The organism is Pseudodesulfovibrio nedwellii, assembly GCF_027923765.1.
GTDB classification, from domain to species: Bacteria; Desulfobacterota; Desulfovibrionia; order Desulfovibrionales; family Desulfovibrionaceae; genus Pseudodesulfovibrio; species Pseudodesulfovibrio nedwellii.
The window spans coordinates 1,803,273-1,824,657 of sequence record NZ_AP026709.1 but is presented as its reverse complement, the minus strand read 5'-3'; the positions used below and the strand labels follow the sequence as shown (position 1 = coordinate 1,824,657).

Here is a 21,385-nt window from a genome sequence, read left to right as displayed (position 1 = left end):
AATATGCGTCTTTCCCGTTACTACATCCCGACTCTCAAGGAGGACCCGGCAGACGCTGAGGTTGTCTCCCACAAGCTTTTGATGCGTGCGGGCATGATCCGCAAACTCACCAGCGGTATTTATAACTACCTTCCGCTTGGCCTGCGCTCCATCAACAAGGTCGCCACTATCGTGCGCGAGGAAATGGACCGCGCCGGAGCAATGGAAGTGCTCATGCCCATGGTTCAGCCTGCCGACCTGTGGGTCGAGACCGGTCGTTGGGATTACTACGGCAAGGAGCTGTTGCGTTTGAATGACCGCAACGGCCGTGACTACTGTCTTGGACCCACGCACGAAGAAGTCATTACCGATTTGGTGCGCGGTGAAATTAATTCCTACAAGCAGTTGCCGGTCAATCTGTATCAGATTCAAACCAAGTTCCGCGATGAAATTCGTCCTCGTTTTGGTCTCATGCGAGGTCGTGAGTTCATCATGAAGGACGCTTATTCCTTCGATAAAGATGAGGAAGGCGCAGAGAAATCCTATTTTGAGATGTTCGAAGCTTACAAAAAAGCCTTTTCTCGCATCGGTCTGCGGTTCAAACCGGTTCAGGCCGATTCCGGGGCTATTGGCGGTGACTTCTCACATGAATTTATGGTTCTTGCCGATACCGGTGAGGACACCATTGCATCTTGTTTGTCGTGTGAATTCGGTGCAAATCTGGAAAAAGCCAAGGTTGCCGCGCCTGCTGGCGAGGACATGACCAACGCCGATTGTCCGGCCATCGAAGAAGTGGATACTCCCGGTCAGCATACCGTGGAAGAAGTTTGCAAATATCTCGGTGTGGACCCGAGCAAGTTGGTCAAGACGCTGCTGTTCGTTGTGGACGACGAGCCTGTCGCCGCATTGGTGCGTGGTGATCGTGAACTTAACGATATCAAGTTGCGCAACCTTGTTGGCGGTAACGAGATTGAGTTGGCAGATGAGGAATTGGTTAAGAAACTGACCAACGCACCTGTCGGTTTTGCCGGTCCTTCCGGTTTGGATAAGGACGTGCCTATTTACGCTGACCATGAATTGTGTGCGGCCACAGATTGGGTGGCCGGAGCCAACAAGGGTGATACGCACGTGAAGCATCTGTCTCTTGGTCGTGACTGTACTATCGAGAAGTTCGCTGATTTGCGTGTGATTGAGCCGACTGATCCATGCCCCGAGTGCGGTGGCAAGATCGAGTTCACCAAGGGTATCGAAGTGGGCCATGTCTTTAAACTCGGTGTGAAATACTCCGAGAAGATGGAAGCCACTTTCCTCGACGAGAATGGTAAGCCCAAGCCCTTGATTATGGGGTGTTATGGCATCGGCGTATCTCGTATTATGGCCTCCGCCATTGAGCAGAACAATGACGAAAACGGCTGTTGTTTTCCGCCGTCCATTGCACCGTTTGAGGTCTGCTTGATTGCTCTCGGCGGCAAGGACCAAGCTGTGACTGATAAGGCCGAGGAACTGTATTCCTCGATTAAGGGACTTGGCGTGGACGCTGCCTACGACGACCGCAAAGAACGTCCGGGTGTCAAGTTTGCCGAGGCCGATCTCATTGGTTATCCCATGCAACTTGTTCTCGGTGGCAAAGGCCTCAAGAACGGTATCGTGGAAGCCAAGGATCGCAAAACCGGCGAGAAGATCGAATTGCCGCTCGACGGTTTTGTCGAAGCTTTTACCGCATGGCGTAAGGAAATTTGGAATAATTGGGGCCTTGAAGTGAAATAGGTTCTGATCGTATATATGGCTACAAGCCCGGCGCGGAATTTCTGCGCTGGGCTTTCTTTTTGGGGTGCCTCCGGCGGCTGGGGGAAGGGGAAGAAGGAAACCCTTTGGAAAGGGTTGTCCCTCTTCCCCTTCCCCCAGACCCCCATCCCTATCTCCCTTCCTAAACTTTTTGTGTGCGCTTCGCGCAAGGGAGGGGAAAAAATTTATTGGTTTTGGAGAGCCTCGCCGAAGGCGCGATAAAAAGTTCTGGAGGGGGAGTCCAGAGGGGGAACCTCTTTCAAGAGGTTCCCCCTCTGGTCACCCGAAGGCATCTTGTTCCCTTCGGGTGACGTGTTCCTTTTTTATTGGCTGTCTGGTCCGTGGGGTGATATGCACTGTATGGCCGGATATATGGAAATGGAGAGAGAAAATGACGATTGAAAGTGGAATTGCCTTGGCATTCGCCACCTTTGTTTTTGCGAGTATCCCGGGACCGGGAGTTTCTGCTCTTGTGGCCCAATCCTTGTCTCGTGGTTTCAAGACCGGAGTCGGATACGCCGCTGGTTTGGCGTGCGGTGATCTGACGTATTTGTTGACGGCTTTGTTCGGCCTTGGATGGATTTCGTCACAGATAGGGCCATGGTTTGCAGTCCTTAAATGGATAGGCGCGGCCTATCTTGTTTATATGGGCGTTAGGGCATGGATGGCCAAACCGCCAACAGAACAGGACTCGGCCTGTGTCTCGGTTCGCGGTAGACGCAGCTTCTTGGCAGGCCTGTGCGTTTCTCTTGGTAACCCTAAGGTTATCGCTTTTTATTGCGGCTTTCTGCCCGGATTTGTCCACATGTCTGAATTGACCACCGTGGATATCATCATGGTCGTTTCTATTATTATCCCCACAGTATTTACGGTCCTTGCCACCTACGCATGGCTGGCCGGTCGAGGTCGTACCGCAATACGCTCAACCCGTGTTTGGAAAATAGCCAACCGCACCGCTGGCTTCATCATGATAGGCGCAGGCGCGGTTATTGCTGCTGAATAAAAAAAATAGCTGATGCACACAACGCATCGTAACACCCTGCGCGAAGCGCACATAAAAAGTTTAGGAGAGTCCAGAGAACCTTTTTTCAAAGGGTTCTCTGGTCCCCCCGAAGGGGCCGCCGGAGGCATCCATTGTCCAATATTCTTTCAGTCAGTGAACTTACAAAATCCGTCAAGGCGCTTCTTGAGGCGGAATTTCCGTTTGTCTGGGTGCGTGGTCAGGTGACGAACTTGGCGCGTCCGGCCAGTGGGCATGTGTATTTTACGTTGACCGATGGCGACGCGGCCTTGTCTGTGGTCTGGTTCAAATCCTCGCAACGGTCTGCCGAGCCGGTGAATCGTGGTGAGGAACGGGTCAATCCGCTCACGGGTGAGATCGAAGAAGAGCAGGGCGCGACAGCTTTGACCGGGAGTGGACTGGAGGACGGCATGGAAGTGCTGTGTGCAGGTCGACTCAATGTATATGAACCGCGTGGTCAGTATCAATTGGTGGCTGAATTGGTGCAGGATCAGGGTGTGGGTGATCTGGCCGTGGCCTTTGAGGCGTTGAAACGGAAACTTGCCGATAAGGGATACTTTGATGAGGATCGCAAAATCGCAGTGCCGAAGAATCCCCGGCGGGTGGCGGTTATTACGTCGCCATCAGGCGCGGCTATTCGGGATTTCCTACGCATTGCCGATACGCGTGGAACGGGTGCGGAAATACGAATTTATCCTTCACTGGTGCAGGGCGATCAGGCCCCGGAACAAATCGCGGCGGCACTGGATGCAGCGGATGCGGATGATTGGGCCGAGGTCGTTGTGCTTATTCGCGGCGGTGGATCGTTGGAAGATTTGTGGGCTTTTAATACCGAGCCGGTGGCGGATGCCATCTATCGCGCCAGGCTGCCGGTGGTGTCCGGTGTGGGGCATGAACCAGATGTGTCCATAGCCGATTTTGTAGCGGATAAACGGGTGGCCACCCCGAGCCATGCGGTGCAGGAATTGTGGCCCCAACGTGAAACATTGGTGCAGAAATTGGACGTGCTCGATATGGGGCTGGGTCGAGCGTATGCGAATTGGCTGCTTGGGAAGGGCAAGGATTTTGAACATTTGCGCAAGGCTCTTGTGTGGCTGTCGCCCGAACGGCGGCTGGAGCGCATGGAAGATCAGTTTACGTCGTTATCAGCTCGGCTTCAGGGCGCGGGATTGGATACTTTTTATGATCATGTTGATGACGCTGTGCGGACAACAGACCGGTTAAACCGGGCCTTTGGCACGGTGCAGGTTGATGGGCTGGCCTCTGAAGTGGCAGGATTGGCGCATCGTTTGACTCAAGGGGCGCAACGGTTCAGTGAAGGCAAGGCACAGGACTTTGAGCTGTTACAGACTGCTTTGCATGGCTTTGATCCCGAAGGACCGCTTGAGCGGGGATACGCATTGGTGCGCATTAATCGGACTGGAGAGTTTTTACGTGACCCGAAAGGGGTGACGAAGGGCGACGGGCTTGATATCAGAGTGAAAGGCGGCTCAGTGGCCGCCGTTGTAACCGACGAGACTTCATCAGACTAATAGGTATATTTATGAAACGGATTTTCCTTCTCCTGTTCCTGGTTATTGCCATGACACTTCCTTTTTCCCCTGTTTCCGTGACAGCTCAGGATTTTGGGCTTGAAGAAGGCGACGGTGTGTTTGTCCTGCCGAAAGATGCTGGCGCTGCCGAGCAAGTGGCACCGGTGAATAACGGGTCTGCTTTGGTGCTGGCCGCCCCTGCCCGTGTGGGCGTTGGGCAACCTTTTTTGGTGCGTCTGACTTCTGATCAACCGTTGGACTCCGTGTCCGTGTATTGGTTGGGCAAGGAGGTCGAGCCGTCCATTTCTGTCTGGAACAACCGACATGTGGCGTTGGTTATGCTTGGCTCCGATGTGTTGGACACAAAAGCAGGCAAGCAGGACTTGTCTGTTATCGCATCGGTGGACGGCAAGGAGAACACTCTGCGCCGTACTGTTCAGGTCACGAGCAAGGAATACCCCAAGCAGGAATTGACCCTGCCGCCGGCCATGGTCACGCCACCTCAGGATGTCTATGATCGTATTTCCGAGGAGCGCAAACAGACAACAGCAGCCAAAAATACACTTACTCCGAAACGGCTCTGGCGTTTGCCTTTGCTGCGTCCGGTGGATGGAGAGATTTCCAGCACCTATGGCTTGCGTCGTATCCTTAATGGCAAATCGAAAAATCCGCATCGGGGTCAGGACATGCGTTCGCCTATGGGTAACCCTGTGAAGTCCGTGGCTGACGGTGTGATTGTATTGGTGGGAGACCATTATTACGCAGGCAATTCTGTGTATATCGACCACGGCAACGGCGTTGTAAGCATGTATTTCCATTTGTCCAAGCCCATTGTTAAAGAGGGCGACAAGGTTCAGCGAGGTCAGGCAATCGGATTGTCTGGTATGTCCGGGCGCGCCACAGGCCCACATCTGCATTTTTCTTTGTCGGTTCTTGGTGAATTGGTTGATCCCCAACCGCTTTTTGATAACAGCGCTGATAAATTGTTGAATTAGGTCCCAGACTCCATGAAAAATATATCCGTCTTGTTGCGCGGGCTTTGCCTGCCGATTGTTGTTGTGTGCTTGTTGTTGCCTGTCCTTGCAGGTGCTGCCGGAATGGTCGAGATCGATTCCCCGGACACGATAGGTGTAGGTAAACCTTTGTTGGTCAACGTGACCTCCTGGTATCCACTTGATGACGTAGTGGTTCATTGGGCTGGGCGTGACGTTCGACCGACCATCACTCAAGGCGGTGGGAAATATCACGCGCTGGTGTATCTTGGAATTCGTCTGCGTGGAGAGCTTGGCGTGTATCCTATCAATGTAACGGCATCTTTTTGGGGCCACACATATACGTTTGCCAAAGACATCACCGTGGTCGAGTCAGCGTGGGGCAAGGAGACTTTGTCTGTTCCGCCGAAGATGGTCAAACCACCCAAGGAAGCGTTGGTACGGATTGCGAAGGAACGAGAACGTATTAAGGCCGTGCTCAATACGGTTTCCCCCGAGCGGTATTGGAAGTTGCCATTTTCCAGACCAGCCAAGGGCAAGATGCTCAGCCGTTTCGGGCTATACAGAATTTTCAACGGTGACACGGCGAGTCGTCACACAGGGTTGGATTTTCGTGCTTGGGAAGGCACTCCACTGTATGCCATGGCTGCTGGAAGAGTTGTCTTGAAAGGGAACTTTTACTATGCTGGTAATTGTATTTATGTAGACCATGGAAATGGTTTTGTTTCCATGTACGCTCATATGTCCAAAGTGTTGGTCAATGAAGGTGACATGTTGACATCCGGTCAGAAAATAGGCCTGTCCGGTGCCACCGGCAGAGTGAATGGGGCACATCTCCATTTGGGAACTTTTGTTCAAGGGCAGGTTGTTGATCCTGAACCATTGTTTTCTATAAATGTTGATACAATGCCGCAGATGGGATGGATTGATGGCATACACACCGCTCAATAGAATACTGCTCGGCGCAGTCGCCCCGATAGCCATTTATTATGTCGGGCGTAAATTCGATATGGCGTTGGTTGGAGCCGTGGCTGCGTCTCTTTGGGGTTTAGGCGTATTGGGTTGGTTTTGGGTCAAGACAGGTGAGGCCGACGGGTTTTCCGGGATTGGTGCAGCCTATGCGCTTTCGGAATTGGCCGGAGTGCTGGTCATGCGTGACCCGGACTGGTATTTGATGTCTCCCATCGTGTCGGATTGGGTGTTGGGTGGGGTTTTTCTCGCGTCCATGGGCGCGCGTAAACCGCTTATTCAGATATTGGCTGAACAAATGGCTGGCATCGATGCTTTTCCCGAGGAGATCAGGACGAGCAAATATTATCGTTCGCTTTGGCTCCGTCTGAGTTTTTTTTGGGGCGGCGCGTATGTGCTTAAGGGCGTGGTGGCGTGGGGTATCATGAATTCCATGTCCGTAGAAATTTATTTGGCGGCAAGGCTTGTCCTTGGCTGGCCGGTCGTGGCCGGTTTGATCGCTTTGAGCTACTGGTATCCCCGGCGATATTGGCAGCGTGTCATGTGACCTGAACGGAGTTGAATATGGCAAAAGATACGTTTGAAAAGAAATTGGAACGGCTCAAAACTGTCGTCGAGAAGCTGGAACGTGGCGATCAGCCTTTGGAAGAAGGTGTGGCCTTGTACAAGGAAGGTCTTGAACTGGTCAAAGGATGCGGTTCCCAGTTGGAGAACGCTCGCAACGAAGTCAGGATCGTGTCCGAAGGGCTGATCAAGGAATTCGACGCATTGAGTGAACTCGGTGATGATGCGGAGGAAGCGTCGTGACCGTCAAGGAACAGTTGGCACAGCGTGCTGAAACCGTTGAGTCGTTTCTTTCCGGGTGCATGAAGGACCGTGGCATTCCGCCTCGTCTGCTCAAGTCCATGGAATACTCTCTGCTGGCTGGTGGCAAGCGATTGCGGCCAGTGTTGGTCCTGTCATGGGCTACAATGTTGGCCCCAGATGAGGCGGACATGGGTGACAAGGTTATGCCGTTTGCGGCTTCCCTTGAGTGTATCCATACCTATTCGCTTATTCACGACGATTTACCTGCCATGGATGATGATGACCTGCGTCGAGGTAAGCCTTCCAATCACAAACAGTTTGATGAAGCTACAGCTATTTTGGCTGGTGACGGCCTGCTTACCGAAGCCTTCGGGTTGATGAGCGCGGCCTCTATCGTCAAGGGATTGCCTGCCGACCGGGTTTTGCGTGCCATTTATGTGCTGGCCATTGCGGCTGGTTCCGGCGGTATGGTCGGTGGCCAGGTTGTCGATATGGAATTTACGGGCCGGGATGACGTGCCGCTTGAAGAATTGCGCGAGATGCATGCCATGAAGACCGGTGCGCTTATCACTGCGGCCTGTGAGTGTGGGGCTATCCTGTCCGGTGCCGATGAATCGGATATCGACAATGCCCGCGAATTCGGCAAGTCCATTGGGGTTGCGTTCCAAATTGTGGATGACGTACTCGATGTTGTCAGCGACACGGAAACACTGGGTAAACCTGCCGGCAGTGATGAGGAAATGGGTAAGTCGACGTACCCGTCACTCATAGGCCTTGAGAAGAGTAAGCAGTTGGCATCACAGCATATCGGTGCTGCCTTGAAACACCTTTCGAATTGTACTGGACCTGAAAAAGAATTTCTTGAACACCTCGCCCGCTACATAGTGGACAGGGTTTACTGATTGGAATAAAGTTTATCCCTTATGATAAAAGACCCCATGAAGACAGAAATCCTGTCTAAAATAAATAAGCCTAATGATGTTCACGGTCTGGAAGGTGACGAACTTGATGTTCTCGCCCAGGAATTGCGTGACATTATCATCAGTCAGGTGTCCGACCACGGTGGGCACCTTGCGCCTTGTCTTGGTGTTGTTGAACTGACTCTTGCTTTGTTCAAGTCATACGACCTTGATAAGGACAAACTGGTCTGGGACGTTGGGCATCAGGCATACGCCCATAAATTACTCACTGGACGGCTCAAGGAATTTTCGACGCTGCGTCAAAAGGGTGGGCTCAGCGGGTTTCCTCGTATGGCCGAGTCCAAGTATGATCATTTTGGCGTGGGCCATTCCTCCACATCCATTTCCGCTGCGCTTGGCATGGCTATGGCGCGCGACCTCAAGGGTGATGATAACGAAGTTATCGCGGTTATCGGGGATGGTTCTCTCACAGCCGGATTGGCTTTTGAGGGGTTGAATCAGGCGGGTGATCTTGGTCGCAAGATGGTTGTGGTTCTCAATGATAACGAGATGTCCATTTCCAAAAACGTGGGTGCATTATCTCAGTTTTTGAGTCGCAAGATGACCACGCCATTTTTGCAGCGGTTGAAGAGCGATGTGGAAGGACTGCTCGCAACTATTCCCAAGATTGGTGATGATCTGGCTGGATACGCCAAGCGCTATGGCGATTCTGTGAAATCTTTTTTTACCCCCGGTATTTTATTCGAGGCATTCCATTTTACCTATGTCGGTCCTATTGACGGGCACGATACGGCCAAGATGGTTAAGGTTTTTGAAGAGATCAAGAAGCTCGACAAGCCTGTGCTCGTGCACGTCATGACCAAGAAGGGTAAGGGGTATGAACCGGCGGAGTCTGATCCCTCCCACTATCACGGGGTCGGTAAATTTATTCCCGAAACCGGTTTGGCTCGTAAATTTTCAGGTTCCGGGCTGCCATCCTATACGTCCATTTTCGGGTCCACACTGTGCGCTTTGGCAGAGAAGGATGAGTCCATCATGGCCATCACCGCCGCCATGCCCGAAGGCACTGGTACCGAATGTTTTTATGAGCAGTTCCCGGAGCGTTTCGTGGACGTTGGAATCTGTGAACAGCATGCGGTCACGTTTGCAGCCGGATTGGCTACACAGGGCTTCAAGCCCGCAGTAGCTATCTATTCCACTTTCCTGCAACGGGCCTATGATCAAATCATTCACGATGTTTGTTTGCAGAATTTGAATGTGAATTTCTTTCTTGATCGTGGCGGTCTTGTTGGCGAAGACGGTGCCACACATCATGGTGCGTTCGACATGAGCTTTTTGCGACAGGTCCCGAATCTTGTGGTTATGGCTCCCAAGGATGAAGCGGAGCTTGCCCAGATGATGGCTACGGCTTTTGCGTATGACGGCCCGTGCGCCATGCGATACCCGCGTGGTACCGGTGTCGGAGCCAAGGTGTCAAAGACTCCCAGAAAAATTGCCATAGGTAAAGGGGAGCTCATGCACGATGGAAAGGATGCAATTATCATTACCATCGGTTCGCGGGTTTATCCTGCCGTGGAAGCGGCCATGGAGCTGGCAAAAGATGGATTGGATGTGGCGGTTTTCAACAGTCGGTTCGTCAAGCCTTTGCCTGAAAAACAACTGCTGGAGTTGGTGGAACGGTTTGAGCGTATCTTATTGGTGGAAGAAAATGCTGAGGCCGGAGGTTTTGGTTCTGCCGTTCTTGAATTGTTAGCCGGACATGATGCTTTGCGAGACAAGATGGTCCGTCAACTTGGTATACCGGATGAGTTTGTTGAACACGGTACGCAAAAAGAATTGCGATCCATGTTGGGCATCGACAAAGCTGGTATAAAGCGGGCTATGCGTTCTTTATGTGAATAATCCTGACTGGTGCAATTCGTTGGCAGAGGATTGTTTCAACGTCCATTTCGCCAGCGCAAATGTGCGTTGGTATCATAGACAAGAGTAGCTGATTGGCCCGTTCCGGTGTCGGAAAAGGCCTTTAGTTCAGCCTAATGACTTTGGTCGTTTAGGTTAACGGCCGCAGCACTTCTTGAATTTTTTTCCGGAACCGCATGGGCATGGCTCATTGCGGCCTACCTTGGGTTCTTTGCGGACAGGCGGACCGGAAACCATATCGCCATCTACATAATACCATTTGCCGTCATCCTTGCGGAAGTGACTGCGTTCGCGGTGAGAAAGTTCCTCTCCATCGATGGCGTAGTTGGCAGAGAATTCCACGATACCGTCGGTATCATCTTCAAGGCCAGCCCAAGTGTCATGGACGGTCAGGCCAAGCCATTCAGCCTTTTCAGACCATTCGCGAACGGATTCTTCGTCGTGACCTTTCAGGGTCTCGGGTGCGAGACTTACCTTCAGGTAGTCCAGTTCGTTGAGCACGTATGCGGAATACCTTGCGCGCATGAGCGCTTCGGCTGTGGGCGCGTCGGCCTTACCGGAAATATAGGGGGTGCAGCATTGGGCGGTTTCTTTGCCGGAGCCGCATGGGCATTTTTGAGACATATTGCTTCCCTCGGTTTGAGTTTGGTTCGCGGATTGTAGAGATTTGTTGGTGAGTGTCAATGAGTAATGATTGAGTCGCTTCGAGCAGCGAGTCTGAAGTTGTCGGGGTTTAAACCCCGATGGGAAATAAAAAGGCCGCTTTGGAAGCGGCCTTTTTATTTGAAAGATGCGCCTTTGGCGAGAGTCATTGTTGGGTGCTGAAGCACCCAAGGCTTTCCATGCCCTGCGCGGGCGGCGGATCTTTTTGGCTGAGCCGCCCCAAAAAGAACCAAAAAACTCGGCTCGCTAGCTTGGCCGCCCCCATGATCGGCGGTAAGAATCTGATCCAATCGAGTCGGCTCCACCCTATTAAAAGTATAAGCTCTGCCTCTCCCATTATCCTTCAGTTTAAGACAAATTAACAGATCTCCTAACAAGAGCCGCCTTCTTCGATTGGTCAGCTTCTAAGCCGTCGATCAAGGGCTGGGATCGGTCTTCGTCTGGTTGGGAGGAAGAAATTGTCTTCGGAGGGAGAGCGGTGTTGGGGTGCTGGAGCACCCCAAGGCCCTCTATGGTGAGCGAAGAGCTGATTAAGTTTGTGTTTGATTGGGAAAAAGAACCTTTGAGGGAAAGATAGCATTGAAATGTTAATTGTTCATGGTTGTCGAAGAGTCTGAGTCAAAAAAGGGGATGAAGTAAGATTCAAAAATTAAGTATGGTTATCGAAGAACCTAGAATCAAAGATGAGCACCTACAACGAGAAGCCCCTTACATCGACGAACAATTGATAGCGGGCCTTAGAGCCTGTCCCGCGCGGCGAAGCGTGGCCCGACCGAGTGTCTGTACCACAGACAATCCTGTCGGGCAGTAAAGCCGCGTACAGGCTCTTAGGTCCGCTATCAGGCTCACACCGAAGAAGGCGTTTTTTGCCTCCTTTTTTTCGCCTCAAAAAAAGCAGGTCGCCGTAAAGGCGAAACCTTTGAAACAATGCCGTTTGCATTTTCACTGCGAAGCACGCAACGCCCACCAAAATAGACTTTCTTCCTCATCCTTCAAGCCCGCTACTACTCAAAGCGAACACTTTTCAAACCCATGATGTTGCTGTACCGTGCCCCCCATGACGAAGAATGATGTAAACAGACATTCCCTGCTTGGCAAAGCCCGGCGTGTGGTGGTCAAGGTCGGTTCTGCCGTGGTCACGACAGGACACGGCTTGAATCCTGATGCTATTGAACGACTTGCAAGGCAGCTTTCCGAATTGAGCGACAGCGGTATGGACGTGGTGCTTGTCACGTCCGGCGCAGTCGCAGCCGGTCGACAGCGTATCGCGGATAATGCTTGCAAACATGGCAAGGATTATAAGGATATGGCAACGCGTCAGGCCGCTTCGGCCATTGGTCAAGGGCGACTGATGCACGACTATGACGAAGCCTTTGCCGCTCATGGAAAAGTTACAGCGCAGATGCTGCTGACACGAAGTGGTCTCAAATTTCGTCGTCGGTTTCTCAATGCACGGAACACCATGGAGCGATTGCTTGAGTGGGGCGTGATTCCCATCGTTAATGAAAATGACACTGTGTCCATCCGTGAGTTGGAGTTTGGAGATAATGATACCCTGGGCGCTATGTGTCTGGGATTGGTCGGTGCCGATCTGTTTATCAATTTGACATCGGCTGACGGGGTGTTTGACAAAAACCCCGAAAATAATCCGGACGCACAGTCCATGCCGACCATCGAAAATATTTGTGCTCTTGATTTGGAATCCATGTGTGACGGCAAGACTTTGGTTGGAACCGGTGGCATGTACTCCAAGCTCCGTGCCGCACGCCGTGCCGCCCAATTGGGTGTGCCTACCTTCATTGTCTCTGGCAAAGGCGAGTTTGATATTGTGGCAGCTCTTGAAAGCGAGAACAAGGGAACGCTTGTTCTACCTCGTGAACATGTTGTTTCCAGCAAGAAATTTTGGCTCGCCTATCATGATGATCCGGCTGGTTCCATACTGGTTGATAGAGGTGCTGCCAACGCGCTTTTGACCAAGGGGAAATCCCTGCTGCCCATCGGCATAAGTGCGGTGGACGGGTGTTTTGAACGTGGAGCATTGGTCTTCATCAAGACGCTTGAAGGCGAGGAACTTGGCGTAGGACAGTCCAATTTCTCGGCTGACGAACTCATTCGCATCAAGGGAAAACATACGGACGAACTCGCCTCCATCCTCGGTCCTCTTGCCTTTGACGAGGCAGTCCATCGGGACAACATGTTGCTCGACGCAGCTATTTAGCCGGATTTCATGCGAAAAATATATCTCGACAAGAATTTGCAGTTCGTTTTCGGCGTCACGCTGATGGCGGTACTCGGTGTCTCAAGTATTATCCCTGCTTTGCCGGATCTCATCACTGGTTTGCAGTTCACTCCGGCCAAGATCGGGCTGGTTATTTCGGTTTTTACTTTACCCGGCGTACTTTTTGCGCCAGTGGTCGGCATCATGGCGGATCGAGTGGGGCGGAAGGCCATCTTGATCCCTTCTCTTTTTGTCTTCGGCGGTTTTGGCTGCGCCTGTTTTTTTGCGCAGAATATTGAGCAACTGCTCGTTCTGCGGTTTTTGCAGGGCATGGGAGCCGCGCCGCTAGGCGTTATTTACGGGACCATGATCGGAGATATGTATCAGGGACGCGAGCGCGGTCAGGCCATGGGGTACAACGCGTCCGTTCTTGCCATGGGAACGGCGGGCTTTCCTGCTTTGGGTGGAGTTTTGGCTTTGCTCGGCTGGAATTATCCATTTCTGCTTCCTTTGTTGGCTATTCCCCTAGGTGTCGCTATTATTTTTAATATGGATGCTCCTGAACCGAAAAGTACAGGCAGCCTCAAGGATTATATGGCTGACGCACTGCGTCAGATGAAGACGCGGCAGGTCCTCTCGCTGTTTGCGACAACCTTGTTGACGTTCATCATTCTTTACGGCCCTATTGTGACATACCTTCCCTTGTTGCTGGATACTCGGTACGGGGCTTCTCCCGCCTCCATCGGTATGATCTTTTTGGTTGCTTCCGGCTTTAGTGGCATAGCTTCCTTTCAGCTTGGAAAGCTTGCGGAACGTTTTGGACAACGCGCTCTTTTGGCTGCCGCTTCTGTCTTTTACGGTCTGTCCATGGTGCTTATGCCTCATGCGCCCGGTATGTGGCATGTCATTGTGCCTGTGATTTTTTTTGGTTTGGCGCAAGGGCTGAACATTCCGACCATCATGACAATGTTGACTTCCATCGCTCCCATGGAACAGCGGGGTGCGTTCATGGCGGCCAATGGATTACTTTTGCGGCTGGCACAAACTATCGCTCCGATTTTCATGGGTATGATCTATGCCTTGTTCGGTATGGATGCTGTTTTTTACGGAGGAGTGGTGTGCGCATTTGCTATTCTGCTGCTGGCTTTGTTGGGTGTGAAAAATATTAAGGCATAACAGCCTCCCCCTAATCATTTTTGTGCATATGTCGATAAGAAAAGCATGACAGGATTACGTTCCCGGCTACAACATGCCTTCAATCCACTGCATGTCTATTGCAGATTGCGCACACTGGGTGTGGCACATGGTGCTGCATCAAGAGTGACGCGATGTTACGAACGCGCTCTGTACCGTTTAGTTCTCGCCTGATACATCTTTTATCAGTGTCATTTCCGACGCAGGAAAACACCGCTTGCCTCCCCTTATGAGTTGTGGAATTGTGCCCGCAACAGCATAAATGGAGGCTGATTGTGCGGATATATCTTGGTTTCGACGATACGGATGATCACGATGCGCCTATGGGAACAGGGCGTCTGGTGCGGGAATTCGGCTATAAGCTTCCCGATGGTTTCTCTTTGCGAGGCATCGTTCGGCATCAACTTCCACGTCTCGAGAATATCCCGTTTACATCTAATAACAGTTCAGCCTGCGCTATCGTTGATATGGCTGATGCTGGTTTGCTCGATACTTTGCGTCGTTTGGCGATAGAACACCTTGAAATCCATTGTGCACCCGGTAGTGATCCGGGGCTGTGCCTCGTCCAAGAATCAGATGTCACTTCGGACGTTGTTGCATACAGCCAACTGGTCACGAGTCGGAAAGTGACCCAGAAGGACGCCATGCGGACGGCTGGAGATATTGAACTCTACGGATTGGGCGGCACGAACGATGGCATCATTGGCGCATTGGCTGCCGTAGGGCTGACCAAATACGGCTGGTGTGGGCGATTCATCGAATACGGAGTGCTTCGCGATCTGCCTGCACGCCTTCGTGTTCACGACCTGACAGACGCCGGAATCAGTGTCGTGTCGGTCGACCGAGACCCATTGGTCCCGCAACCTGAAGACGTAGTGATCGATGCCAACTGGATTCGTCCTTCGCTTTGGGCAGGACAACCCATGCTTCAATTACGCAACGTGCAGCACGGTGTTTGGGAAACTGCTCATGGCAAACGTAAGAAAAAGCATGGGCCGGGCATGAAAAAGGAAATACCTGCTACTTTTGCCGGTACCGCGCAATAAAGCTGTCGAGTCGATCTCTCTGTTTTTCCATGTGATGAATCCATGCGTCCAGGATTTCCAATCCTTCAGGCGTGATGGCGTAGACCCGCTTGGCAGGGCCATCTCCTTCTGCGTCCCATTCTGAAGTGACGAGTCCTTCTTCATCCATCTGACGCAAATGACGGTATATCATGCCCGGAGGGGCGTCTCCGCGTAGAAAACCATATTCTCCAATAGATTGGATTAATTGATATCCGTATGACTGGCCGCTGCTCAAAGCCATGAGCAGGGAGGGCTGAACGTATCTTTGTGGCTTGGCGCCACCAACTTTTTTTGACATTTTTGCAAGGTCCTTCTTGACTCTATGTGCTTTAAGGATATATATCTAGTATAGTCAATTATCCACAAAGGCACAATGCCAAGGAGTAAGCTATGAAAATATTTGTCAGAGAGCGTCGCAGGTCAGACAAAGGTGAAAAGAAGCCTCGTTTCCGCGTTGTCGGAGTTCAGGGTGGGGATTTGAAAATTTACGCCAAGCGTATTCGCAAGGTGGAACTGACCGAGATTGCTGAACACGTTGGAGCTGAGGTTGTGTATCTCACCCGTGACGGCAAAGGGGCGGAAGGCGAAAAAAAATAGTTCGTCTGACGTGAAAAAGGCCGGAAGCATAAGCTTTCGGCCTTTTTTTGTTGGAGAAAGGGGCTTTTAATCCTTGTAAATAATAGTGCCGACGTGTTCGCCTTCCAATGCGGCGTGTAGGTGCTCGGGATGGCGCAGGACGTCGATGATCTGAAAGGACTTCAATGTTTTGGCATTTTTGAGGAAGGTCAGAACCGGGCGTTCCACGATAAGATCTTCAAGGTCCATTTCAATGAGTTCATCCACGTGGATTTTGTCGAAGAACTTCATGGTATCACGATTGCCCTTTTTGGGATCGTTCTCGTACATACCTTTCTCGTCCTTCAGGTAGATGAGGGACTTGGCGCCAATGTTCTCGGCGAGCAGGCAGGCTCCCGAGTCGGTGCGGTGGGGCGGGATTGAGCCGATTTCTGCTGGATGTTCAAAGAATCCATAAGGCGGAATACCAGTGGTGATGGGCAGGTATCCTTGCTGGCAATACATGTGCAACTGTTCAAGGTGGGCTCCATGACCGATCATGGCCCCGCCATGTTTTGCCAAGAGAACAGAAAGCATTTCAGCATTCTGGGCAGAGACCTTGTCGCCTAGTTTGGACAGCACACCCGTGGGCATTCCCAGGTCAATGCCAATATTATAAACATGTCTTGCGCGGGTACCGCCGCCGCACATGAGCAGAATTTTGTGTTTTTCTTTGGCTTTTACCAATTCTTCAAGAATGGGGAACAGTGCTTTGGCACCACGATCCATGATGGACTGGCCGCCGATCTTGAGTACATTTACCTCCGGCTGCATACGGAAGTATTCTTCAGATTCAGTGCTTCTGAGCAGAGCTTTGCCAACCAGAGATTCACCCAGTAGGGGAGTGTCAATGTGCAGTCTGCCTTTTTCGCCTTTTTCTTTGATAAGCTTACCCATGTGGTCCCTCCGTGGGTCAATTGTTGGATGTATGAATCTGAATACTACCTGGCCGGGAGAAAAACACAAGAGAATGATATGTGCTCACATGTTGAAGTGACTACGGAATAATTATTTATTGTGAAATGTGTTTTTGTGTCCGGTCTAAAAAAAAGTCCGCCAAAGGCGGACTTGAAGACTCCTCGGATACGGGAGTAAAAAAAAGGACTGGAAAAAATTATTCGCTGAGTTCTGCGAGTTGTTTCCACATTCTGTCGAGAAGTTTGTCGACACCATCACCAGTGAGTGCAGAGATGAAAAAGACTTCTTCACTAGTGGCTTCGATCTTGGTCTTTATGTCGACCAATTCTTCATCAGTGAGCGTGTCGATTTTGTTGATGACTTTGATCTGTGGTTTGTCGCCCAGTTCGGCATTGTACTCACACAATTCCTGATTGAGCATGTCGTAACCGTCAATCGGGTTTTCCCGGTTGACATCTTCGGCAGCGAGGATGTGCACGAGGAAGCGGTTTCGTTCAACATGTTTGAGGAAGGTAATGCCAAGACCTCGTCCTTCGGAAGCCCCTTCAATGAGGCCTGGAATGTCGGCGATGACCATGCGGTTGAAGTCGTCGTCTTCGATGACTCCGAGATTGGGGACCAGCGTGGTGAACGGGTATGCCGCGATTTTTGGACGGGCAGCGGAAATTTTGGAAATGAATGTGGACTTGCCTGCGCTGGGAAGACCAAGCAAACCGACGTCGGCCAGGATTTTCAGTTCCAGGCGGATCTTCTTTTCCTCACCTGAAAAGCCGGGTTCGGCATAACGAGGTGTGCGGTTCGTGGACGTTTTGAAATGCAGGTTGCCCCGCCCCCCTTTACCGCCTTTGCAGATGATCACTTCAGTTTGATCCTCTACTAGATCGGCTATGAGCTTTTCTTCAATCGTTCCGTCCTCGTTTTCAATGAGTTCGTAGATGAGAGTGCCCACAGGCAGATCAACGATCAGGTCCTCGGCAGCGCGACCATAGCGGTCTCGACCCATGCCCTGTTGACCGTTTTTTGCGCCATACATGCGTTTCAAACGGAAATCGTACAGAGTCATGAGGCGGGAAGACCCACGGAAAATAAGATCTCCGCCCTTGCCGCCGTCTCCGCCGTCAGGGCCGCCCTTGGGCATGTTGGCTTCGCGCCGTAAACTGGCACAACCGTTGCCGCCATTGCCGGACGTGACCTTGATGGTCGCTTCATCTACAAATCGCATGAGACATTACCTCTGCCGCATATGGACGGCGGGAAAACAGCAAAACGGGCAGGAAGCGTTCTGCAACGCCACCTGCCCGAGAAATGCATTTTTTAAACGAGAACTAGGCCTCGGCGGGCAGTACGTGCACGCGGGTCTTGACGACCTTTTTGCGTGTGTACTTCTCAAACTTGACGAGACCGTCGACCAGAGCGAACAGGGTGTAATCCCTGCCCATGCCAACGCCTTCGCCAGGGTGAAATTTGGTGCCGAGCTGACGAACAAGAATGTTGCCAGCCAGAACTTCCTGACCACCGAAACGCTTTACGCCACGTCTTTGTCCGGCGCTGTCGCGACCGTTTCTGGAACTACCACCAGCTTTTTTATGAGCCATTGTATCCTCCCCTCAAGCCGCTAGGCGTTGATGGATTTGACTTTCAGTTGAGTGTAATCCTGACGGTGTCCCTGAGTCTTGCGAGCGTCCTTTTTGGACAGCTTATGAAAGACTACGATTTTTTCACCGCGGATATGGCCCAAGACTTCGCACTCGACTTTCGCGCCCTTCACGTAGGGTTCGCCAATCTTTGTGTCGCCGTCCTTGTCAAACAGGAGAACGGAATCGATGCTCAGGCTATTGCCGGCATCAGCCTTGAGTAAATCTACATTAAATTCAAGACCTTCTTCAACGCGGTACTGTTTTCCGCCGGTCTCGATGATAGCAAACATAATAAAAACCTCCAGTTCGTAAGAGGAGGCAACCTATCCGCAACCCTTGGTGGAAGTCAAGCCCTCATGTGTTTTTTTTGCGTTTTTTTTGTCGATTTTTATCGATTGGGCCAATTCATACAATATAGCTGCGTCTGCATGGTCCCTGCTGTGTGCGGGCCAGAACCAATATGTCAACGCCTAAGGCTCCGGCTCGCTTCACTGTTTGGGCACATTCACGCAAAGTTGCGCCTGTAGTATACACATCATCGACGAGCAGTACGGTTTGTCCTGCGATACCTTTTTTATCTGCTGCGAATGCATTCTTGATATTTTTTTGTCGTTCTTTGTGTCCGAATTGCGTCTGGGGTGGAGTGTTGCGAGTGCGAACAAGCCCCTCCTTTAAAATTGGTCTTTCAAATGTTTTGCCCAATGCTTTTGCTAATTCCAAGCTTTGATTGAAGCCGCGCCAGAGCAGTCTGCGGCTGTGTAGAGGCACTGGAATAATGATGTCTGGCATTCGTATTTTTCTGGCTCTGAATGTGGTGCAAGCGAGCGCAGAGAGGACATGGCTTCTTCCGAAGTTGTTAGAAAATTTATACGAAATAATGAGCTCTCGCAGCAAGTCGGCATATCGGCCATGAAAGTACAGGGTGTCCCATGGCGGTGGGTTGCGTCGACATTCAGGGCATTGGCTTGGCGGTGCATCTGGACGCCCGGACATGGCACCGCATGTGGGGCAGTAGCCGCCAACACGAATCGGAATTGCTTCTTTACAAGATGTACACATCAGATCTGTACCGTGCATGACCACTCCGCAGACCGGGCAGCGTTTGCTTGTCAATTGGGTTTTGCGAGCGAACCAGCGAAACCATTCGGGCATAGGTATCATTGGGCAGAAGCCCACGCCGTGCGACCGAGTTCGATAATCTGCTGTTCGAAATCCGGGTGCGCCTCCATATCATTTTGCTCGTCGATACCTCTGAATATCAGCGGTTCAGCCAATGTGAAATTGAAGTTGTTTAAGAAGTATTTGAGAGTGACTTGTGCTCCTTCAAAAAGTTTGTCACCGGCAGGGCGACCAGCATGAAGCACCACATGAGCCGTACGTTTTGGAAGGTCTGCAACCCATGGTTCTCCAAGTTGTTTGGCTGCCCAGAATTGTTGACTTCGATCGATCCACGTTTTGAACAGGGACGGGAGATGGTAAAAATAGATAGGTGAGGTGAAGAATACGGTCCGGGCCGTGAGCATTGGTTCGAATAGTTCATATGCGTCATCCTGCTGTCCGAGGACACAGCGCGCCATTCCCTGTTTGAATTTTGCTTTTGCACAATAGTCACAGGCAAGGCAGGCCATGACAGAGTGGTTGCGAATGTAGAGAACGTTTGCTTCTCCTCCGGCTTCGGCCACGCCCTGAGCGAGCAGGGTGGCCGTCCGGTCCGAGTTGCCGCCCCGTCGGTGGCTGCATGCATAGATCACGCTTTTGGTCATGTGTCCTCTTTGTTGAAAAGGGGGTTTTTGCGGGTTAATCGTGCGACCACATGGTCTTCATGCTCCTCAAATGCAAAGCTCCAGTCCGGAAAGATGTTTTCGTCATGACGCACTTGAGCCGCTCCCTTGAGGGAAACCTTGGCTTCGATGGCATCGGCCTTGGCGAAACGGAGATACCAACCTATCTCCATGCCCACGCCTCAACATTTGTCGCGGATATCTATGAGAATTGGTTCACTCATTTAAAACTCCGAAAAGAACGAGTTATGGCTTTGTTCGTCGGAAACAGTGGTTTCCGGGCCGTGGCCGGACAGCAATTTCGTGGCAGGCGGCAGGGTGAATATATGCTCGGTCACGGACCGTTTGAGCACATCCAGATCTCCGCCGGGGAAGTCAGTGCGTCCGATGGAGCGGTAGAAAATCAAATCGCCTACAAAGGCGGCTCCTGCTTCGGGGAAATAGAAGGTCAGGCTGCCTGTGGAGTGACCTGGTGTGTGGAAGATGGTGCAGTCGAAGCCGGCAAATTGAGTTTTTCCCGGCTCGATGTTTTGCCACTCGTAAGAGTCCAGAAGTGGCAATCCGTTTTCTCCGCCTCGCCCAAGCCAGGTGTCCAATAGGTCGGCATCTTTTTCACTGCACAGTATCGGGGCGCCCGTAATTTCTGAAAGTTCCCTGTTGCCTGCGGTGTGGTCAAAATGCAGATGGGTGTTTAGGATGTGGGTCACGGTGAGGTTGTTGGCCTTGAGATATTCCACGACCTCGGCGGGGTTGCCGCCTGGATCGATGACCACAGCTTCTTTTTCGCCTGACAGGACGTAGCAATTGGTCTGAAGTGGGCCAAGATTGAATGTCTTTATGGTCATTAAAATGCCTCCAGCATGAGTTCAGACAAGTCTTTGCGCTTAGAGCTTCCCTTTTGATCGGGATGCCCGAGGGCGATGACCGCCTGAAGTTCGTATGTTTCGGGATTGATTTCAAGAGCACCGAGAGAGGTTGCCTGATCGTTCACGATTTGACCGAGCCAGACCGAGCCTATACCGAGCGCATGAGCGGCCAACATCATGTTCTGAATGCACGCTCCGACCGCTTGATGATCTTTCATTTCACTATACATGGCTTCTTTTTCAAGCACGACGCAGATACATGCTGCAGAAGCGCGGACTATATGCGCGTATTTGGTGCATTTGGCCAGTTTGGAATGACGTGGATCATCGCGGGTGATGATCAAGAAACGCCAAGGCTGATTATTCAGTCCGCTGGGAGCCCACTGACCGGCTTCGAGGATAGTCGTGATGTCTTGCCGTGAAACAGGCTCTTCCGTGTATTTACGGATGGACCGGCGAGAAAATATGGCATCAAGGATCGGATTCTCATGTATGTTCATA

At 51.6% G+C, this 21,385-nt stretch carries 24 protein-coding genes; 13 read left to right on the top strand and 11 right to left on the bottom strand.

The annotated features are described in order from the left end of the window. The first annotated feature begins 3 nt into the window (after positions 1-3). The 9 genes from SYK_RS08555 to dxs all read left to right on the top strand — a co-directional run bounded on the left by SYK_RS08555 (position 4) and on the right by dxs (position 9,907). Positions 4-1,746, top strand: a complete 1,743-nt coding sequence (locus SYK_RS08555; RefSeq protein ID WP_281763168.1) for a proline--tRNA ligase — start codon at positions 4-6, stop codon at positions 1,744-1,746. A 409-nt stretch (positions 1,747-2,155) separates the two neighbouring features. Then, positions 2,156-2,767, top strand: coding sequence for a LysE family translocator (locus SYK_RS08550; protein WP_281763167.1), 612 nt, complete (start codon positions 2,156-2,158; stop codon positions 2,765-2,767). Positions 2,768-2,898: 131 nt separating this feature from the next. Further along, positions 2,899-4,317 (top strand): exodeoxyribonuclease VII large subunit, encoded by a 1,419-nt coding sequence (xseA, locus tag SYK_RS08545; protein WP_281763166.1) that lies wholly within the window; start codon positions 2,899-2,901, stop codon positions 4,315-4,317. An 11-nt stretch (positions 4,318-4,328) separates the two neighbouring features. Then, entirely contained in the window at positions 4,329-5,312 is a 984-nt protein-coding gene (locus SYK_RS08540) for a M23 family metallopeptidase (protein ID WP_281763165.1), read from the top strand. A 12-nt stretch (positions 5,313-5,324) separates the two neighbouring features. Next, the gene (locus tag SYK_RS08535) at positions 5,325-6,260 is read left to right on the top strand and encodes a M23 family metallopeptidase (RefSeq protein ID WP_281763164.1); all 936 of its coding nucleotides are present in this window, start codon (positions 5,325-5,327) and stop codon (positions 6,258-6,260) included. Continuing rightward, on the top strand, positions 6,238-6,825 hold the full coding sequence (locus SYK_RS08530) for a VC0807 family protein (protein ID WP_281763163.1): 588 nt from the start codon (positions 6,238-6,240) through the stop codon (positions 6,823-6,825). Before SYK_RS08535 ends, SYK_RS08530 begins: the two co-directional genes overlap by 23 nt. A 17-nt stretch (positions 6,826-6,842) precedes the next feature. Beyond that, positions 6,843-7,085 (top strand): exodeoxyribonuclease VII small subunit, encoded by a 243-nt coding sequence (gene xseB / locus SYK_RS08525; protein WP_281763162.1) that lies wholly within the window; start codon positions 6,843-6,845, stop codon positions 7,083-7,085. After that, positions 7,082-7,987 carry a polyprenyl synthetase family protein gene (locus SYK_RS08520; protein ID WP_281763161.1) on the top strand — a complete coding sequence of 302 codons (906 nt, stop codon included), beginning with the start codon at positions 7,082-7,084 and terminating at the stop codon, positions 7,985-7,987. The genes xseB and SYK_RS08520 overlap by 4 nt, the downstream gene beginning before the upstream one ends. A gap of 36 nt (positions 7,988-8,023) precedes the next feature. After that, positions 8,024-9,907, top strand: a complete 1,884-nt coding sequence (gene dxs / locus SYK_RS08515; RefSeq protein ID WP_281763160.1) for a 1-deoxy-D-xylulose-5-phosphate synthase — start codon at positions 8,024-8,026, stop codon at positions 9,905-9,907. A gap of 153 nt (positions 9,908-10,060) precedes the next feature. Here dxs and SYK_RS08510 read toward each other — a convergent pair whose 3' ends face one another. Next, the gene (locus SYK_RS08510) at positions 10,061-10,549 is read right to left on the bottom strand and encodes a YchJ family protein (protein ID WP_281763159.1); all 489 of its coding nucleotides are present in this window, start codon (positions 10,547-10,549) and stop codon (positions 10,061-10,063) included. A gap of 1,096 nt (positions 10,550-11,645) precedes the next feature. Here SYK_RS08510 and proB point away from each other — a divergent pair. The 3 genes from proB to SYK_RS08495 all read left to right on the top strand — a co-directional run bounded on the left by proB (position 11,646) and on the right by SYK_RS08495 (position 15,046). Beyond that, on the top strand, positions 11,646-12,806 hold the full coding sequence (proB, locus tag SYK_RS08505; RefSeq protein ID WP_281763158.1) for a glutamate 5-kinase: 1,161 nt from the start codon (positions 11,646-11,648) through the stop codon (positions 12,804-12,806). A gap of 9 nt (positions 12,807-12,815) precedes the next feature. Beyond that, positions 12,816-13,982, top strand: a complete 1,167-nt coding sequence (locus SYK_RS08500; RefSeq protein WP_281763157.1) for an MFS transporter — start codon at positions 12,816-12,818, stop codon at positions 13,980-13,982. 293 nt (positions 13,983-14,275) lie between these two features. Further along, positions 14,276-15,046: a hypothetical protein gene (locus SYK_RS08495; protein ID WP_281763156.1), complete on the top strand. Its 771-nt coding sequence runs from the start codon at positions 14,276-14,278 to the stop codon at positions 15,044-15,046. Here the strand turns inward: SYK_RS08495 and SYK_RS08490 are convergent. Beyond that, on the bottom strand, positions 15,021-15,365 hold the full coding sequence (locus tag SYK_RS08490) for a helix-turn-helix transcriptional regulator (protein ID WP_281763155.1): 345 nt from the start codon (positions 15,363-15,365) through the stop codon (positions 15,021-15,023). The two genes, SYK_RS08495 and SYK_RS08490, sit on opposite strands and share 26 nt — an antisense overlap. A 92-nt stretch (positions 15,366-15,457) precedes the next feature. Between SYK_RS08490 and SYK_RS08485 the strand changes: the two genes are divergently transcribed. Further along, positions 15,458-15,664, top strand: a complete 207-nt coding sequence (locus SYK_RS08485) for a hypothetical protein (protein ID WP_281763154.1) — start codon at positions 15,458-15,460, stop codon at positions 15,662-15,664. Between the two features lie 66 nt (positions 15,665-15,730). Here the strand turns inward: SYK_RS08485 and SYK_RS08480 are convergent, their stop codons facing one another. The 9 genes from SYK_RS08480 to SYK_RS08440 form a co-directional block, all read right to left on the bottom strand. Then, complete coding sequence (locus SYK_RS08480) at positions 15,731-16,579, bottom strand: amino acid kinase family protein (RefSeq protein ID WP_281763153.1); 849 nt, start codon at positions 16,577-16,579, stop codon at positions 15,731-15,733. 217 nt (positions 16,580-16,796) lie between these two features. Continuing rightward, entirely contained in the window at positions 16,797-17,822 is a 1,026-nt protein-coding gene (gene obgE, locus SYK_RS08475) for a GTPase ObgE (protein WP_281763152.1), read from the bottom strand. Between the two features lie 103 nt (positions 17,823-17,925). After that, positions 17,926-18,195, bottom strand: a complete 270-nt coding sequence (rpmA, locus tag SYK_RS08470; RefSeq protein ID WP_281763151.1) for a 50S ribosomal protein L27 — start codon at positions 18,193-18,195, stop codon at positions 17,926-17,928. Between the two features lie 20 nt (positions 18,196-18,215). After that, a complete protein-coding gene (rplU, locus tag SYK_RS08465; protein ID WP_281763150.1) occupies positions 18,216-18,527 on the bottom strand; it encodes a 50S ribosomal protein L21 in 312 nt (103 codons plus the stop codon). Between the two features lie 115 nt (positions 18,528-18,642). After that, positions 18,643-19,314 (bottom strand): ComF family protein, encoded by a 672-nt coding sequence (locus SYK_RS08460; RefSeq protein ID WP_281763149.1) that lies wholly within the window; start codon positions 19,312-19,314, stop codon positions 18,643-18,645. An 80-nt stretch (positions 19,315-19,394) separates the two neighbouring features. After that, positions 19,395-20,000, bottom strand: coding sequence for a flavodoxin family protein (locus SYK_RS08455; RefSeq protein WP_281763148.1), 606 nt, complete (start codon positions 19,998-20,000; stop codon positions 19,395-19,397). Then, positions 19,997-20,191 (bottom strand): hypothetical protein, encoded by a 195-nt coding sequence (locus tag SYK_RS08450; protein ID WP_281763147.1) that lies wholly within the window; start codon positions 20,189-20,191, stop codon positions 19,997-19,999. The genes SYK_RS08455 and SYK_RS08450 overlap by 4 nt, the downstream gene beginning before the upstream one ends. 51 nt (positions 20,192-20,242) lie before the next feature. Beyond that, positions 20,243-20,863 carry an MBL fold metallo-hydrolase gene (locus tag SYK_RS08445; protein WP_281763146.1) on the bottom strand — a complete coding sequence of 207 codons (621 nt, stop codon included), beginning with the start codon at positions 20,861-20,863 and terminating at the stop codon, positions 20,243-20,245. Continuing rightward, positions 20,863-21,384 (bottom strand): nitroreductase family protein, encoded by a 522-nt coding sequence (locus tag SYK_RS08440; protein WP_281763145.1) that lies wholly within the window; start codon positions 21,382-21,384, stop codon positions 20,863-20,865. The genes SYK_RS08445 and SYK_RS08440 overlap by 1 nt, the downstream gene beginning before the upstream one ends. Between the last annotated feature and the right edge of the window lies 1 nt (position 21,385).

What these genes read in the sequence shown, in the direction of transcription:
- proB (WP_281763158.1), top strand. Translation starts at nt 11,646, where the DNA reads ATGACGAAGAATGATGTAAACAGACATTCCCTGCTTGGCAAAGCCCGG.
- SYK_RS08480 (WP_281763153.1), bottom strand. Translation starts at nt 16,579, where the DNA reads ATGGGTAAGCTTATCAAAGAAAAAGGCGAAAAAGGCAGACTGCACATT.
- SYK_RS08535 (WP_281763164.1), top strand. Translation starts at nt 5,325, where the DNA reads ATGAAAAATATATCCGTCTTGTTGCGCGGGCTTTGCCTGCCGATTGTT.
- SYK_RS08460 (WP_281763149.1), bottom strand. Translation starts at nt 19,314, where the DNA reads ATGCACGGTACAGATCTGATGTGTACATCTTGTAAAGAAGCAATTCCG.
- SYK_RS08555 (WP_281763168.1), top strand. Translation starts at nt 4, where the DNA reads ATGCGTCTTTCCCGTTACTACATCCCGACTCTCAAGGAGGACCCGGCA.
- SYK_RS08500 (WP_281763157.1), top strand. Translation starts at nt 12,816, where the DNA reads ATGCGAAAAATATATCTCGACAAGAATTTGCAGTTCGTTTTCGGCGTC.
- SYK_RS08530 (WP_281763163.1), top strand. Translation starts at nt 6,238, where the DNA reads ATGGCATACACACCGCTCAATAGAATACTGCTCGGCGCAGTCGCCCCG.
- obgE (WP_281763152.1), bottom strand. Translation starts at nt 17,822, where the DNA reads ATGCGATTTGTAGATGAAGCGACCATCAAGGTCACGTCCGGCAATGGC.
- SYK_RS08550 (WP_281763167.1), top strand. Translation starts at nt 2,156, where the DNA reads ATGACGATTGAAAGTGGAATTGCCTTGGCATTCGCCACCTTTGTTTTT.
- SYK_RS08485 (WP_281763154.1), top strand. Translation starts at nt 15,458, where the DNA reads ATGAAAATATTTGTCAGAGAGCGTCGCAGGTCAGACAAAGGTGAAAAG.
- rpmA (WP_281763151.1), bottom strand. Translation starts at nt 18,195, where the DNA reads ATGGCTCATAAAAAAGCTGGTGGTAGTTCCAGAAACGGTCGCGACAGC.
- SYK_RS08440 (WP_281763145.1), bottom strand. Translation starts at nt 21,384, where the DNA reads ATGAACATACATGAGAATCCGATCCTTGATGCCATATTTTCTCGCCGG.
- xseB (WP_281763162.1), top strand. Translation starts at nt 6,843, where the DNA reads ATGGCAAAAGATACGTTTGAAAAGAAATTGGAACGGCTCAAAACTGTC.
- dxs (WP_281763160.1), top strand. Translation starts at nt 8,024, where the DNA reads ATGAAGACAGAAATCCTGTCTAAAATAAATAAGCCTAATGATGTTCAC.
- rplU (WP_281763150.1), bottom strand. Translation starts at nt 18,527, where the DNA reads ATGTTTGCTATCATCGAGACCGGCGGAAAACAGTACCGCGTTGAAGAA.
- SYK_RS08510 (WP_281763159.1), bottom strand. Translation starts at nt 10,549, where the DNA reads ATGTCTCAAAAATGCCCATGCGGCTCCGGCAAAGAAACCGCCCAATGC.
- SYK_RS08450 (WP_281763147.1), bottom strand. Translation starts at nt 20,191, where the DNA reads ATGGAGATAGGTTGGTATCTCCGTTTCGCCAAGGCCGATGCCATCGAA.
- SYK_RS08455 (WP_281763148.1), bottom strand. Translation starts at nt 20,000, where the DNA reads ATGACCAAAAGCGTGATCTATGCATGCAGCCACCGACGGGGCGGCAAC.
- SYK_RS08540 (WP_281763165.1), top strand. Translation starts at nt 4,329, where the DNA reads ATGAAACGGATTTTCCTTCTCCTGTTCCTGGTTATTGCCATGACACTT.
- SYK_RS08490 (WP_281763155.1), bottom strand. Translation starts at nt 15,365, where the DNA reads ATGTCAAAAAAAGTTGGTGGCGCCAAGCCACAAAGATACGTTCAGCCC.
- SYK_RS08445 (WP_281763146.1), bottom strand. Translation starts at nt 20,863, where the DNA reads ATGACCATAAAGACATTCAATCTTGGCCCACTTCAGACCAATTGCTAC.